The organism is Cognatiyoonia sp. IB215182, from assembly GCF_033963905.1.
Taxonomy (GTDB): Bacteria; Pseudomonadota; Alphaproteobacteria; order Rhodobacterales; family Rhodobacteraceae; genus Yoonia.
Genome location: NZ_JAXBMB010000010.1, coordinates 138,789 through 153,487 on the forward strand (window position 1 = coordinate 138,789; position 14,699 = coordinate 153,487).

General features: G+C 59.5%; 16 protein-coding genes and 1 pseudogene. 13 read left to right on the forward strand and 4 right to left on the reverse strand.

Translation table 11 applies throughout. The annotated features are described in order from the left end of the window. The first annotated feature begins 29 nt into the window (after window positions 1-29). From SLH47_RS20065 to SLH47_RS20115, 11 genes and pseudogenes are all read left to right on the forward strand, one after another. Window positions 30-1,172 (forward strand): N-acetyltransferase, encoded by a 1,143-nt coding sequence (locus tag SLH47_RS20065; RefSeq protein WP_320242060.1) that lies wholly within the window; start codon window positions 30-32, stop codon window positions 1,170-1,172. After that, the gene (locus tag SLH47_RS20070; RefSeq protein WP_320242061.1) at window positions 1,169-2,113 is read left to right on the forward strand and encodes an ABC transporter permease; all 945 of its coding nucleotides are present in this window, start codon (window positions 1,169-1,171) and stop codon (window positions 2,111-2,113) included. The genes SLH47_RS20065 and SLH47_RS20070 overlap by 4 nt, the downstream gene beginning before the upstream one ends. Next, the gene (locus SLH47_RS20075) at window positions 2,110-2,925 is read left to right on the forward strand and encodes an ABC transporter permease (protein WP_320242063.1); all 816 of its coding nucleotides are present in this window, start codon (window positions 2,110-2,112) and stop codon (window positions 2,923-2,925) included. Before SLH47_RS20070 ends, SLH47_RS20075 begins: the two co-directional genes overlap by 4 nt. Continuing rightward, window positions 2,922-4,526: a dipeptide ABC transporter ATP-binding protein gene (locus SLH47_RS20080; RefSeq protein ID WP_320242064.1), complete on the forward strand. Its 1,605-nt coding sequence runs from the start codon at window positions 2,922-2,924 to the stop codon at window positions 4,524-4,526. Before SLH47_RS20075 ends, SLH47_RS20080 begins: the two co-directional genes overlap by 4 nt. After that, window positions 4,507-5,949, forward strand: a complete 1,443-nt coding sequence (locus tag SLH47_RS20085; protein ID WP_320242066.1) for an aldehyde dehydrogenase family protein — start codon at window positions 4,507-4,509, stop codon at window positions 5,947-5,949. Before SLH47_RS20080 ends, SLH47_RS20085 begins: the two co-directional genes overlap by 20 nt. Before the next feature lie 4 nt (window positions 5,950-5,953). Next, window positions 5,954-6,691: an SDR family oxidoreductase gene (locus SLH47_RS20090; protein WP_320242125.1), complete on the forward strand. Its 738-nt coding sequence runs from the start codon at window positions 5,954-5,956 to the stop codon at window positions 6,689-6,691. After that, window positions 6,672-7,691, forward strand: coding sequence for a P1 family peptidase (locus SLH47_RS20095; protein ID WP_320242071.1), 1,020 nt, complete (start codon window positions 6,672-6,674; stop codon window positions 7,689-7,691). The genes SLH47_RS20090 and SLH47_RS20095 overlap by 20 nt, the downstream gene beginning before the upstream one ends. A gap of 39 nt (window positions 7,692-7,730) precedes the next feature. After that, window positions 7,731-7,877, forward strand: a pseudogene (locus SLH47_RS20100) (aminoacyl-tRNA hydrolase); the annotation flags it as partial. A 55-nt stretch (window positions 7,878-7,932) separates the two neighbouring features. After that, window positions 7,933-8,181 carry a type II toxin-antitoxin system ParD family antitoxin gene (locus SLH47_RS20105; protein WP_320242073.1) on the forward strand — a complete coding sequence of 83 codons (249 nt, stop codon included), beginning with the start codon at window positions 7,933-7,935 and terminating at the stop codon, window positions 8,179-8,181. Further along, complete coding sequence (locus SLH47_RS20110; protein ID WP_320242076.1) at window positions 8,181-8,465, forward strand: type II toxin-antitoxin system RelE/ParE family toxin; 285 nt, start codon at window positions 8,181-8,183, stop codon at window positions 8,463-8,465. The genes SLH47_RS20105 and SLH47_RS20110 overlap by 1 nt, the downstream gene beginning before the upstream one ends. Before the next feature lie 230 nt (window positions 8,466-8,695). Next, a complete protein-coding gene (locus SLH47_RS20115; protein WP_320242079.1) occupies window positions 8,696-8,974 on the forward strand; it encodes a hypothetical protein in 279 nt (92 codons plus the stop codon). A gap of 1,011 nt (window positions 8,975-9,985) precedes the next feature. On the opposite strand, the gene pncB is transcribed toward SLH47_RS20115, so the two are convergent. Further along, a complete protein-coding gene (gene pncB / locus SLH47_RS20120) occupies window positions 9,986-11,278 on the reverse strand; it encodes a nicotinate phosphoribosyltransferase (protein ID WP_320242080.1) in 1,293 nt (430 codons plus the stop codon). 70 nt (window positions 11,279-11,348) lie between these two features. On the opposite strand from pncB, the gene SLH47_RS20125 reads away from it, so the two are divergent. Next, window positions 11,349-11,870: a hypothetical protein gene (locus SLH47_RS20125; RefSeq protein ID WP_320242082.1), complete on the forward strand. Its 522-nt coding sequence runs from the start codon at window positions 11,349-11,351 to the stop codon at window positions 11,868-11,870. Window positions 11,871-11,914: 44 nt separating this feature from the next. Further along, window positions 11,915-12,721 (forward strand): DMT family transporter, encoded by an 807-nt coding sequence (locus SLH47_RS20130; RefSeq protein WP_320242084.1) that lies wholly within the window; start codon window positions 11,915-11,917, stop codon window positions 12,719-12,721. Here SLH47_RS20130 and pncA read toward each other — a convergent pair. The 3 genes from pncA to SLH47_RS20145 are packed head-to-tail and all read right to left on the reverse strand — an operon-like array spanning window position 12,718 to window position 14,653. Beyond that, window positions 12,718-13,311 (reverse strand): bifunctional nicotinamidase/pyrazinamidase, encoded by a 594-nt coding sequence (gene pncA, locus SLH47_RS20135; RefSeq protein ID WP_320242086.1) that lies wholly within the window; start codon window positions 13,309-13,311, stop codon window positions 12,718-12,720. The two genes, SLH47_RS20130 and pncA, sit on opposite strands and share 4 nt — an antisense overlap. Next, complete coding sequence (locus SLH47_RS20140; protein ID WP_320242088.1) at window positions 13,308-13,841, reverse strand: AAA family ATPase; 534 nt, start codon at window positions 13,839-13,841, stop codon at window positions 13,308-13,310. Before SLH47_RS20140 ends, pncA begins: the two co-directional genes overlap by 4 nt. 38 nt (window positions 13,842-13,879) lie before the next feature. Further along, a complete protein-coding gene (locus SLH47_RS20145) occupies window positions 13,880-14,653 on the reverse strand; it encodes a metallophosphoesterase (protein WP_320242090.1) in 774 nt (257 codons plus the stop codon). Window positions 14,654-14,699 lie beyond the last annotated feature (46 nt).

A 14,699-nucleotide genomic window follows, 5' to 3' on the forward strand; every position in this document is an offset into this window, starting at 1 on the left:
TACCTTCATGATGTTCAAGTCGGTCATTCATGCTGATCCGTGCTGAAAAACCAGACGACTGCCGGGCCATTCATGACCTTACGCAGGCAGCCTTCGCGCCGCAACCCTTTGCGGATGGCTTCGAAGGCCCGCTGATCGATATGCTGCGCGATGCGGGCGACCTGACTCTGTCGCTCGTCGCCGACGAAGACGGGATCATCGGCCATGTCGCATTTTCGCCCGCGCAGATCACGGATGCGGAGGGCGCTTGGTATGCGCTCGGGCCCATCTCGGTTCGGACCGATAGGCACCGGCAGGGTATCGGACGCATGCTGGTCGAAACCGGTCTTACGATCCTGGCCGAACGTGGCGCGGCGGGGTGTGTCCTGACCGGCAACCCGACCATTTATGAACGCCTGGGTTTTACCAGTGATGGCAATCTACATCATCACGGGACCGAAGACCGTTATGTCCTTTGGCGGGTCCTGAATGGCATGCGACCTAAAGGCTTCGTCACCTTCGCGCCCGCATTTGACCCCGCCAATCACGTCTATGTCGCCCCCGATGTCGCAGACGTTCTGGCCCTTCATCCAGATGTGAAATCCCCAGCATTCCGCAAGCTGACCATCCGCGAGCAACTGGACCGGCAGGCAAAGACACTGCTCAAGGCGCATAAGAACTGCGATGCGCGAGCGCGCATGCATCTGCAGTCCTGGTGGCCCAAGGCGCAAGGACGCACGCTTGAACAGATTTTCGACGGTACATTCACACTATATGACGCTCGCACGACGATGGCTCGCGAATATGGCTATGCCGCCGCATGGGACGATGTTGCCGACGCGGTGGCCGACCCGACATTCGAAGCGGCGCTCGACGCACTGCTGGATGGCAATCTGGTTGCACTGTTCCGATTGATGCAAGACGCGCCGGACCTGATCCGACAACGCTCCTCTTACGGCCACCGAGCGACGTTCCTACATTATCTTGGCAGCAACGGCGTTGAATCACATCGGCAGGTGGTGCCCATCAACGCCGCCTATATGGCCCAGCGGCTGATGGCAGCGGGTGCCGACCCGAATGCGACGATGCAAGTCTACGGAGGGCCACAAACGCCGCTCGCATTGGCCTGCACCAGCGCCCATCCGATTGCCGCTGGCATTGCCGATGCGCTCAACGTGGCGCTGCGCCCATGATCCGCTATGTGCTGGGCCGTCTGACATCGCTGATCATCAGCCTTTTTGTCGCCTCCATCGTCATTTTCGGCGTGATTGAGGTGATACCCGGCGACCCTGCCGCCTTCATGCTTGGCGTCAACGCGCGGCCCGATACAATCGCGGCTTTGCGGGCGGAGATGGGGCTCGATCAGCCTTTGGTCCTGCGCTACTTCGAGTGGGTCACGGGCCTGCTGCAGGGCGATTTCGGGCAATCATGGACCTACAAGACCCCGGTATCGGAGCTGATCGCCGACCGTATCTGGGTCTCGCTACCGCTGGCGATCTACGCCTTGATCCTCTCCACACTCATTGCCTTTCCGGCGGGGATTTACGCGGCCAGCCGCCGGGGCGGGCCGGGCGACATCACGATCATGGGGGCCACCCAACTGGGCGTTGCGATCCCGAATTTCTGGTTCGCGATGATCCTCGTGCTGATCTTCGCGATCAACCTGCGCTGGTTCTCGGCGGGAGGGTTTCAGGGATGGGAAGACCCGTTGCAAGCGCTCAAAGCCCTGACGCTCCCCGCCATCGCCCTTGCCCTGCCGCAGGCCGCCATCCTTGCCCGTGTGATGCGATCCTCACTCCTCGACATGCTGGGCGAAGACTTCATCCGCACCGCCCGCGCGAAGGGCCTTTCGGCCCGCCAAGCGCTTTGGCGGCACGCCGTCCGCAACGCGCTGATCCCGGTGCTGACGATCATCGGCCTGCAATTTTCCTTCCTGCTCGCAGGAGGGATCATTATCGAACAAGTGTTCTTTCTGCCCGGGCTGGGGCGGCTGATCTTCCAATCCATCAGCGCGCGCGACCTGATTGTCGTGGAAAGCGTTGTCATGCTCCTGGTCTTCACAGTGATCGTGGTCAATTTCCTCGTCGATCTGGCCTATGCCGCCGTCGACCCGCGGCTGAGAACCAAGGCATGAGCCGCAACCTGATCATCGGCGCGGTCATGAGCGTGTTTTTCGTGGGGCTCGCGGTTTTGTCCTTCCTTTGGACACCTTACGATATCGAAACGCTCGATATCCCGAACCGCCTGCTGACGCCGTCTTGGGAAAACCTGCTCGGCACCGATCATTTCGGGCGCGATATCCTGTCGATGATCATGATGGGCGCGCGGACATCGATCGCTGTCGCGCTGGTCGCGGTTGGGATCGGGATGGGGCTCGGCGTCCCGTTGGGGCTTCTCGCCGCCGCCCTTAAGGGATCGCTCTTGGACGAAGTGATCATGCGCGGCAATGACCTTGTCTTTGCCTTCCCGTCGCTGGTGATCGCTATTCTGATCACTGCAGTGTTCGGCGCCTCCGCCGTCAACGCCATTATCGCCATCGGCATCTTCAACATCCCTGTCTTTGCCCGGCTCGCACGCGGGGCGGCGCTGCCGCTGTGGGAGCGTGATTTCATCCTCGCCGCCCGCGTCTGCGGCAAATCGGCGACCCGCATCTCGGCCGAGCATATCCTGCCCAACATCACCAACCTGATGATCGTGCAGGGGACGATCCAGTTTTCCTTGGGCATTCTGGCGGAGGCGGCTTTGTCCTATATCGGCCTTGGCGCGCAGCCTCCCACCGCAAGCTGGGGGCGGATGCTGGCCGACGCGCAAACGCTCGTCAGCATCGCGCCGCACACTGCGCTTGTGCCCGGCTTCGCGATCCTGCTGATGGTTCTGGGGCTGAACCTGCTGGGCGACGGGCTGCGCGACTTGCTCGACCCAAGGATCAGGGTCGCGCGGGTATGAGCATTCTCGACATCCGCAACCTGTCCCTGCGCATCGGCGCGACCGATATCCTGCACCATGTGAACCTCGCCGTGCAACATGGCGAGATCGTCGCGATCACCGGCGAAAGTGGCTCTGGCAAGTCGATGACCGCGCTCTCCGTCATGGGGCTCTTGCCGCGCGGGGCCAAACCACAGGGCCAAATCATCCTTAACGGCACTGATATTCTGCAAACATCCGAACCCGATCTTTGCCAGATGCGCGGCAACACGATGGGCATGGTGTTTCAGGAGCCGATGACCGCCCTCAACCCGGTGCAGACCATCGGCGATCAGGTGGCTGAAACAATCCTGATCCACGAGAAAACGTCCAAAGCCACAGCCCATGCCCGCGCTGCCGAAATGCTCGAACGCGTCGGGCTAAAGGTAGCCCCAACCCGCTATCCGCACGAGCTTTCCGGCGGCCAACGCCAGCGTGTTGTCATCGCCATGGCCATCGCTTTGCGCCCGAAACTGCTGATCGCGGATGAGCCTACGACTGCGCTCGATGTCACAACGCAGGCGCGCATCCTGATCCTGCTGCAGGACCTCGTCCGCGACTTCGACATGGGCCTTTTGTTGATCACCCATGACCTCGCGGTCGTCGCAGATATCGCCGACCATATCGTCGTCATGCAAAAGGGCCGCGTGGTGGAGGCCGGGCCGACGCCGAAACTATTGAGCGAAATGCAAGATCCCTACACGAAGGCACTGTTCGAGGCCTCAACCCATCAGGTGGACCTGCCGGGCAAGACGGATGTTCGTACAGGTTCTGTACAGCTTCTCAATGCAAAACATATCGTCCGGGAGTACCCTCTGCCGCGCCGAACACTCTTCGGCCCTCGCCCCGCTTTCCGGGCGCTCAACGACATCACTTTCCATATCGATCATGGCGAACGGGTTGGTCTTGTCGGCGAAAGCGGCTGCGGAAAATCCACGCTGACCCGCGCCATTCTGGGGCTGGAAGACGTGCAAGGCGGAGAGATCAGGCTGGAGGGTGAACCAGTCTTTACCGACCATCCCAACCTCGCCGTGCGGCGCAAGATGCAGGTAGTTTTTCAGGACCCGTACGGCAGTTTCAACCCACGCCACCGGGTGGACCGGCTGATCACAGAGCCGTTTCATCTACTTGAAAATCCACCGGTCGGGGCGGCGCGCGAGGCTGCGATTTCCAAAGCCTTACAAGATGTTGGCCTATCGCCAGAGGATGCAGGTAAATATATCCACGAGTTTTCCGGCGGACAGCGTCAGCGCCTGGCCATTGCCCGCGCGCTCATCATCGAACCCGAACTCATCATCTTTGATGAGGCTGTCTCTGCCCTTGATGTCTCGGTCCGCGCACAAGTTCTCGACCTGATCGCTGATCTGTGCCGGAAACGCCCGCTCGCCTATCTCTTTATCAGCCATGATCTCTCTGTCGTACGGTCAGTCACGGATCGGGTGATGGTGATGCAGGCGGGCAGGATCGTGGAGCAAGGCGAGACCGAGGCGGTCTTCACCGACCCGCAGCACCCCTACACCCAAGCCCTGATCGCCGCCGCGCCCCAATTGCCGGAGTTGCCCCATGCCATTGAAACCGTTTGATATTCCACAGGCACATCACCTGATCGGAGGGGCTTGGATTCGTGGCAAGGCCACGATCCAAGTCACGGACCCGTCGGTTGGCGCACCTCTCACTACCATCGCTCGTGGCAACGCAGAGGATATTGATGCCGCCGTCATCGCTGCGCAGGCGGCGCGCGAAGGGGAGTGGGGCCGTATGGCCGCGCTGGAGCGCGGGCGCATCCTGACGCGGATCGGCCAGATGGTTCTGGAGCAGGTCGAAACGCTGGCCAAGCTCGAGGCGCGGGATGTCGGCAAACCGCTGAAACAGGCGCGTGCAGATGCTGTGGCGCTGGCTCGCTATATGGAGTTTTACGGGGGTGCGGCGGATAAAATCCATGGCGAAACAATCCCTTATCTGGATGGCTATACCGTCTACACCCTGCGCGAGCCGCATGGGGTGACGGGCCATATCATTCCGTGGAATTACCCGATGCAGATCATCGGGCGGTCCGTGGGTGCCGCACTTGCCATGGGCAATGCCTGCGTGTTGAAGCCGGCAGAGGATGCCTGCCTGACGGCGCTCGCCTTTGCGCAAATCGCGATGGAGGCGGGGCTGCCAGCAGGTGCGCTCAGCGTTGTCACTGGCCTTGGTTCCGAGGCCGGGGCGGCATTGGCCGCTCATCCCGGTGTCCAGCATATATCATTCACAGGCTCGGTCCGCACCGGTGAGGCGATCCAGGCCGCAGCCGCCACAAACGTGATCCCCGTCACGCTGGAGCTTGGCGGGAAATCCCCGCAGATCGTCTTTGATGACGCCGATCTGGATCGCGCTCTGCCCTTCCTGATCAACGCAGGCATCCAGAATGCGGGGCAGACCTGCTCGGCCTCCAGCCGCATTCTGGTGCAGCGCAGGATCTATGATGAGGTGAGGGACCGGATGGCCGCGGCCTATGGCGAACTCAAGGTCGGCCCCGCGATGGAGGATCTGGATGTTGGCCCGTTGATCTCAGCCAAGCAGAAGGAGATCGTGACCGGGTTTCTCGAGAAAGGGGCCGATCTGACCATCGCCGCGCAAGGACAAATTGTGACCGACGCCGCAGGCCACTACGTCCCGCCCACCCTTTTCGCCAATGTCCCGCCGGATCACATCCTTGCGCAGGACGAGATCTTTGACCCGGTTCAAGCGATCATTCCCTTCGAAGACGAAGCAGAGGCGATACGCATTGCCAATGGCACCGATTATGGGCTTGTGGCAGCCATCTGGACCCGGGATGGCGGACGGCAGATGCGGCTGGCAAAGGCGCTGAAATCGGGGCAGGTCTTTATCAACAATTACGGTGCGGGCGGCGGGGTTGAGCTGCCCTTTGGCGGGGTCGGCAAATCGGGGCATGGCCGCGAAAAGGGGTTTGAGGCGCTTTACGGCTTCTCTACGCTCAAGACGGTGGCTGCATGGCATGGGTGAAGGGATGAGGCTAAAGGGTAAAACAGCGGTCATAACGGGCGCCGGGTCAGGTTTTGGCGCGGGCATCGCGCGGAAGTTTGCCGCCGAGGGCGCGCAGGTTTTTTCAGCAGATATCAACGGCGCAGCAGCACAGGCTGTCGCGGATGAGATTGGTGGGGTGGCCATCATCTGCGACATAGCTGATGGCGCATCGGTCTCAGCAATGGCGGCGGATGTGCTGAAGCACGGACCACTCGACATATTGGTGAACAATGCAGGTGTGACGCATCGGCCCAGCGCGCTAGAGGATGTGAGTGAGGCCGATTTCGACCGGGTCTATAACGTAAACATGAAGTCGGTCTATCTGACCGCACGCGCCTTTGTCCCGCATTTCAAAGAGCGGGAAACAGGCGCCATCCTGAACATCGCTTCAACCGCAGGGGTCTCGCCCCGGCCGCGGCTGAACTGGTACAACGCCTCAAAAGGCTGGATGATCACTGCCACGAAAGCGATGGCAATCGAGCTCGCGCCCCATGGCGTTCGGGTCAATGCACTCAATCCGGTCGCTGGTGAGACGCCGCTCCTGAAGTCGTTCATGGGCGAGGACACGCCGGAGATACGGGCAAAGTTTCTGGCGACAATCCCGCTGGGTCGGTTTTCAACACCGGAGGATATGGCGAACGCTGCCTGCTTCCTGTGTTCAGACGAAGCGAGCATGATCACAGGCGTCGCGATGGAGGTGGATGGTGGCCGTTGTATCTAAAGGACCCCGCAATTTGATTACCGACGTCGCGGGGCTGAAGGTCGGCAATGCGCAGAACGACAGCCTGAAGTCCGGCACAACAGTACTGACTGCCCAGACGCCGTTCACGGCCAGTGTCCATGTCATGGGTGGCGCGCCGGGGACACGCGAAACTGATTTGCTCGCGCCTGACAAGACTGTCACGGATATCGACGCGCTGGTCCTGTCAGGCGGTTCGGCCTTCGGGTTGGATGCCTGCTCCGGCGTCATGGACGGGCTGCGCGCGCAAGGGCGCGGCTACGCTGTGGGCGCGATGCATGTCCCAATTGTGCCGGGGGCGATCCTGTTCGACTTGATCAACGGGGGCGACAAGGATTGGGACGAGAACCCTTACAGGGCGCTGGGGCGCGCCGCGCTGGATGCGGCGGCCGAGGACTTCGCACTCGGCTCCGTCGGAGCGGGCACAGGTGCGATGGCCGCGATGCAGAAGGGTGGACTCGGATCAGCTTCAATGGTGCTCGCGAACGGTACAACGGTCGGCGCATTGGTTGCTGTAAACTCTTTGGGCAGCGTGACGACACCAGGTGACCGGCATTTCTGGGCCGCCGCGTTTGAGATGGACGGTGAGTTTGGCGGCCTTGGTCCCGACCCCGCATCCGGGCTGGTGGCGCCCGAACCCAGCCGCAAGGAAAAAGCGATGATGCTGTACGCAACCGCGCAGGCCAATACGACAATTGCGATTGTCGCGACCGATGCCCCGCTTAGCAAAACGCAATGCCACAGGCTCGCCGTGACAGCGCATGACGGCCTGGCCCGCTCCATTGTGCCGGCGCATACCCCGCTTGACGGCGATCTTGTGTTCGGCGTCTCAACCGGATCAGGCACGCTGGCAGATCATCACACGCTCCGAGAGATTTGCGCCGCCGCCGCCATCTGCCTCAGCCGCGCCGTGTGCCGTGGCATCTATGAAGCAACACCCGCAAAGGGTGACATCATCGAGACGTATCGCGCCATGAACTGATGCGCCAAGCCGACTGGTTCATGTCACCAATCGTCTTGCGCAGAGCTGATCCACAAAGCCTGCGAGCGGCCCAAGCGGCGGGTGCCGACACGGCCTACCAAAGGATCAATCCGCCGCAGGCTCGCGGAGAAGAAAGCGCGCGGGGAGGTGAAGGCGTTGCGGGGGAGGGTGGATGGTCAGGATTGACCGAACCCGCCACTTGATCCATGCTGTACCCATCTTTGGTACATGAGGATCGACCATGCCACGCAACACGTCTGTTTCCCTTGGCGATCACTTTACGGGTTTCATCGACGCGAAGGTGAAAGAGGGGCGCTATAGCTCTGCCAGCGACGTGGTGCGCGCGGGGCTGCGACTGTTGGAAGAGGAAGAGGCAAAGCTGGAGCGGCTACGCGCGGAGATCGATAAGGGGCTTGCGTCTGGGCCGGGTGAACCTTGGGACCTTGATGCGTTCCTAGCCGAAAGGCATGCCGCCCGCGACGCGCATTGATGCAGCTTATCATTTTGCCCGCCGCACGGCGGGACCTCGCAGATATCTGGGAGTACACGGCGGAGACATGGGGCACCGCACAAGCGGACGCCTATGTGACACAGCTTTCCGATGTCTTTGCGCGGCTCCTTGACGGGACAATCGTATCGCAAACCGCCGACGACATCCGGCGCGGGGTACGCCGTGTGCCGGTCGGCAAGCATATGGTGTTCTTTCGGGTGGTCGGTGAAACAACGGAAGTCTTGCGGGTCCTACATCAGCGGATGGATGTTGGCGCATTGTAGTCCAGCGGTGCAGGCTCGCGGAGAATAAAGCGCGCGGGGAGGATCGAGAATTAACCCACTGTTGAGCTGTGTCAATTTGTAAGCGGTAGGCAGACTACACATTTCCCGCCCGTCAAAACTGAGTCCTGAACGCAACGTTTAGATCGTCGTCAACAAATTGTTGGCAAGTGTGTGGTGGACACTAGACACCTAACAACTATGTTGATGCCACATAGCTCGAGGATTGACGCATGAAAATCGCAGACGAATTGTTGAGCGACGTTGAGGCTCTGATTGCTGAACAACTTGGTGACGGGCTACAAGCAGATGTGAAAATCGAAAGAATAGATGTATCTGAATCGCAGCTACAGATCCATATCTTCGTATCGATTGAAACCGAGGCAAAGCCTTCAGAAATCGCTGATAGATACTTTGGACTAACAGGCAGAGTAAGGGATGCGCTTGGTGACTCGTGGCGAGACTTCTTCCCTGTAATTACGCCAAACATTGGCCATCATGTGAATGCCTGACGGTCGCCTTGCGGATGGAATGCTGAAAACCGCAAGGCGTCTGGTCCCTGCAAACGCCAAAAGACTGTCGCAGTCCAATCTACGTCGGGCAATAAGCACAAGTTACTACGCTGTTTTTCATGCACTAGCAAAGCTTTGTGCGGACAGCCTTGTCGGCGCTACAAAGTCTCGCAGACCAAACAAAGCTTGGGTCGAAGTCTATCGGGGACTGGACCATGGAACATCTAGACAGGCATGCGATAGGGCAAAGAAGGTTGCATTCCCAGATGAGCTGAAAGACTTTGCCGATGCGTACTTACAGCTACAAGCTGCACGGCATGAAGCTGACTATGACCCAATGGTTAGGCCGAACAAGGAAAGAGCACTCTTCTATATCCGTCTAGCTGAGCGCAGCATTGCAGCGCTAAACTCTGTGCCTTCAACAGACAAGAAGGCTTTCGCAACATGGGTTTTGATAACTAGCAAGGGCGCAGAAACGTCAAGGCGACGATTCTTGGAGGGCAATTATCCAAATATCGGCAATTGAGTGAGCCGCTAAGTAAACCATGAAGTATATCTACAAAACACAACTGCTAGACTTTTGAATCTGCAGGAAGGTAATATGTAGTGGGGCTCCCGATTCGAGACGCATCATATGGATGATGCAATTCGGCATCGAGGGCGGTGGGCCCGACCCACCTGTCTTGCCAAAAGGAGATTTCCGATGGCTAAAGGTACCTTCAAGGTCGGACGAAGCGCCAAAACAGGTCGTTTCGTACCGGTCAAAAAGGCTCAACAGCAGAAAAACACTCATGTTGTTGAGACAATCAAAAAGCCTAAGTAATTGGGTTTCAGGGCGGTTTTTCTTTGCGGGGAAGTCGCCCTGTTTGATTGAACATTACCGCTAACACATTAATAAATCAACAAATTTCCGCACTTAAGGTGCCTGATGACGCTAACCAAAAAGTTGGATTCTTTCAAAGGCTTAGGTCCGCTGCTTGTCGTTTTATGTGCTCAGAGTGAAGAAATCACTCAAACCACAACCTCCATCTCCACCTGCTCCCCAACCCCGAATACCCGTTTGTAGCGGGTGATCTCTTCCTCCGGCCCCATGGCCTTGTTGGGGTTGTCGCTCAGTTTGACGGTGGGTTTGCCGTTTGCGGCGATGGCTTTGCAGACGAGGGAGAAGGGGGCGAGGGCGTCGTTCTCTGTCAGCCCTTTGAAGTCGTTGGTCAGCATCGTGCCCCAGCCGAAGGACACGCGGACGCGGCCGGCGAATTGGGCCTGAAGTTCGATGATCTTGTCCACGTCGAGACCGTCGGAGAAGATGACGAGCTTTTCACGCGGGTCTTCCCCCCGCGACTTCCACCAGTTGATCGCCGTTTCCGCCCCGGTGGCCGGGTCGCCGCTGTCGACCCTGATCCCCGTCCAGCGGGCCAGCCAGTCGGGCGCGCGGTCGAGGAAGCCCTTCGTCCCGTAGGTGTCGGGCAGGATGATGCGCAGGTTGCCGTCATGCTCCTCATGCCAGTCGGCGAGCACATCATAGGGGGCCTGGGCGAGGGCCTCGTCGGTCTCGGCGAGGGCCGCATAGACCATGGGGAGTTCATGGGCGTTGGTGCCAATCGCCTCCATATCCCGGTTCTTGGCGATCAGGCAGTTGGAGGTGCCGACGAAGCGGTCGCCCAGCCCTTCGGTCATGGCCTGCACGCACCAGTCCTGCCAGAGGAAGGAATGCCGCCGCCGCGTACCGAAATCGGCGAGGCGCAGGTCGGGGATATCGCGCAGCTGTTCGACCTTTTGCCAGAGCTTGGTCATGGCGCGGGCATAGAGGACCTGGAGTTCGAACCGGCCCATAGTGCCGAGGACGGCGCGGCCACGCAGTTCCATCAGCACGGCGAGGGCGGGGATTTCCCAGAGCATGACCTCAGGCCAGGAGCCTTCGAAGGTGAGTTCATATTGCCCGTCGCGTTTTTCGAGGTGGTAGGGGGGGAGTTTGAGGTTCTCGAACCATTCCATGAAGGCGGGGGTGAACATCTGGCGCTTGCCGTAAAAGGTGTTGCCACGGAGCCATGTGCTTTCGCCGCGGGTCAGGGAGAGGGAGCGGATATGGTCGAGCTGCTCGCGCAGTTCGCCTTCGTCCACGAGGTCGGCGAGGCGGATGGATTTGGTGCGGTTGATGAGGGAGAAGGTAACCTGCGTGTCGGGCTTGTTGCGGAAGACCGACTGGCACATCAGGAGCTTGTAGAAATCGGTGTCGATCAGGGACCGGACGATCGGGTCGATCTTCCATTTGTGGTTCCAGACCCGCGTGGCGATGTCGACCATGTGCTGTTCCCCCTCTTGGCTCTCCGTGTTAGATCAAGCGGGCGCGGGGGTGGCAAGGGGGCCAATGGGAATGGTTTTGCGTTATGATTTCGACATGGTCGCGGTCACGCCAGAAGGGCTGCCGGACCAGTTTGGGGATCTGGCGGTCACTGGCATGGCCACCGAAAAACGAGCGATGTTTCGCGATGCGAAGGTTGTTGCGGCGCTAGAGCAGGCCGACGAAGCGGTGCGCACCTTCTTCCTCGACAGCGGGTTTGCCCTACAGGTCTATGATAGCGGCGCACCGCCGGGTCTTTACCCGGCGCGGGATGAGACGGCGCGTGTACATGTGATCGAGAAACTCACCGCCAATCTGGGCAACCACGATCTGGCAGGGGTGAATTGGGGCGGCTTTGATTTTCAGGGCTTTCTGGCATCGCTGGATGCAGCCAAGCCGTTGGAGGACGAGACGCTACTCGCTCCCCCGGTCACACCTGTCGCTCAGGCTTTGCGGGCGAGGCCAAAGAACCAGACCCGTCGCGGCATTGCCTTGCTCGGCTTGGGAGTGGGGCTGCTCTTGCTCCTGTATGTGGCCTTAGAATTCCTAGGGTGACGAACAGCTTTGCGCCATCTGTTGTCGGTGCGGTCGTGCTGGCAATGTTTCTGATTGTCGGGGGCGACGCTGCGGCAACCGTACTCACCGGGGCGGGATTTCCGCAGGTCTTTGTCGCCTGGACGCGTTTTGCTCTTGCAGCCGTGCTACTGGCGCCTTTTTGCGCATTGCAATGGGCCGAGATGCAGTTGCTTTTGGACTGGCGTCTTCTTCTTCGCGCAGGCCTGATTGTCGGCGGGATCGTCTGTATACTCACGGCATTGAAGACCGAGCCACTCGCAAACGTCTTTGGCGGGTTCTTTGTGGGGCCGGTCGTGTCCTATTTTCTGTCTGCGGCGGTGCTGGGCGAGCGGATTACGCGGCTGCGTACTATCCTGTTGCTGGTCAGCTTTGCCGGGGTACTGTTGGTGGTCCGCCCCGGTTTTGGGATGACCACCGGCATGGGCTTTGCCGTTCTGGCGGGGTGCTTTTACGGGGCCTATCTCGTGGCGACCCGTTGGTTGGCGCCCGCCTTTCGGCCCCGATTTCTACTGCTGTCGCAGCTGATCATCGGAGCGATCATTCTGGCGCCTTTTGCATTCTTACCCATACCGGCACTGACACCGCAGGCCCTCGGCTTGATCACACTCTCCGCGCTTGGCTCAGCGGGTGGTAACTTCTTGCTGGTCATGGTCAACCGGACGACGCCAGCGGCGGTGATTGCCCCGCTGATCTATAGCCAACTTCTAGCAGCGATGGTGATCGGGTGGCTTGTCTTTGGCCAATGGCCGGATCAGTTGAGCCTTGCTGGGCTGGTCGTGATCATGATTGCGGGGGTTTCGTCGGTCTGGTTTGCGGGACGCGGGCGTTAAGCGAGCACCACACCAGCCTCACCCATGGCCGTTCGGGCGGCCAGAAGCGAGCCGTCAAAATCTATGGCGCGGCAAAGGTTGGTATTGACCGTGACGGTAAAACCAAGTCGCGCCGCATCCACGGCGGAATAATTCACGCAGAAATCAGTTGCGAGTCCGACGAGCGTGACACTTTCGATGCCACGGGTGCGCAGATAACCCTCAAGCCCGGTCGGAGTAGTTTTGTCATTTTCAAAGAACGCAGAATAGCTGTCGATAGCCGGGTTGTAGCCTTTGCGGATGATCAGATCTGCCCGGTCCGTATTGAGATCAGCATGGAATGCCGCCCCTTGCGTACCTTGAATACAGTGATCGGGCCATAGCACCTGCGGGCCATACGGCATCTCCGTCATGCTCATCGGGGCCGCATCATGGCTCGACGCGAAAGAGGAATGGCCAGCCGGATGCCAGTCTTGTGTCAGGATCACGGCGTCATACTTGTCCATTTCAGCATTGATCCCGGGGACGATCTCATCGCCGCCAGCCACGGCCAGCGCGCCGCCGGGGCAGAAATCATTTTGCACGTCGATGACAAGAAGTGCGTGGGTCATCGTAAAGCCTCCGCTTTTCCAGGTAGGTTAGCAATGAATGCAGCGACCTGCGAGCGGGTTTGTAGATGATGGACCGTCAGATGACCGGGATTGGCCGCAATCGCGGCAAGTTTCGCCCGCGCGGTGTGCCTTGTGCGCCAGATGAAACGCCAGAACTCTAGCGTTTCCTTGTTGAACCTTTCCGGGCACCCGTCCGGCAAATCGGGCCGGCTCTGCCCATAGCCTTGGAGCGTGCGCCGAAAGACTCGCCATTGTCGCAAGACCACAGGCAGATCAAGCCAGACGAACGTATCCGCCCGCGCGACGCGCTCGGCATAGGTCCGCGAATGCCCGCCTTCGAAGATCCATTCATCCTGCATATGCACCGCGTGGCACATGGTGGACTTTTCATCAGTGGAGCGCTCAACCCATCCCGATTTCCAATGGATTTGATCCATGTGAAAGACAGGAAGGCCCGTCAGCTCACCCAAAATCCGGGCAAGCGTGCTTTTGCCGGAACCCGGCCCACCGCAGATCATGACCCTTTGCATAGGCGCCTCTTACGAGCGGTGGCCATGAATGAAAAGCGTCAGCGCTCAATCCCTGTTTCGTATTCGCAAAAATCGGTGTGCTGCAGGGTGACATTCCCATTCTCAATATAGAGCACGCCGTAATGCGGCGCCTCTTTCGCCGGAACGAAACCACTCCAATCCCAAGGCGGTTGCGGTGGGGGTGCCTGGAACGACAACGCCCGTAGTGTTGCGAAAGGGATGCCCCGGATCGTGCCGCATGTGGGCCTGTGAACGTGACCGATGAAAAGGTGGTCAACACCATTGGCAATCAGGTCAAGAAAGGCATCGCCGTCTGCCAGCTTGATCTCATCCTGCGGCGACAAATGCAGGTCCATCGGCGGATGGTGCATGAAGACATATGTCGGCATGTCGCCTAGATGGGCGGCCAGCCATTCCTGCCGTGCTGCGCAAAACTGACCGGCATGCGACCCGACCATATGCGTATCAAGGCAAAGGATCGTCGCGTCAGGTGTATCCACCTTATACTGGATGAACTCGTCCATGGTGTTTTCGGGCAAGGTCAAATGCGCGCGAAACCCGGCCCTGTCGTCGTTATTACCGACGAGCGGATAGACGGGAATTTTGCTCTCGGCGAGATATGTCGCGAGCAACCGGTAATCGCCTTCGATATCATCGCCGACCAGATCACCCGTCAGCACCATGAAATCCGCATCGGCGTGGTGTGCGTTCATATGCGCAATAGCGGCCTTCAGTCGGGTACGCGGGTTTAGGTCGTCTACCAGCCCTTCATTCTGAAAGTGCGGATCGGTCATCCAGATGATTTTCGTCATGCGCGCCTCCTTTCTTTGATGCTGACGCGCCAAAGGTGCCTGATCA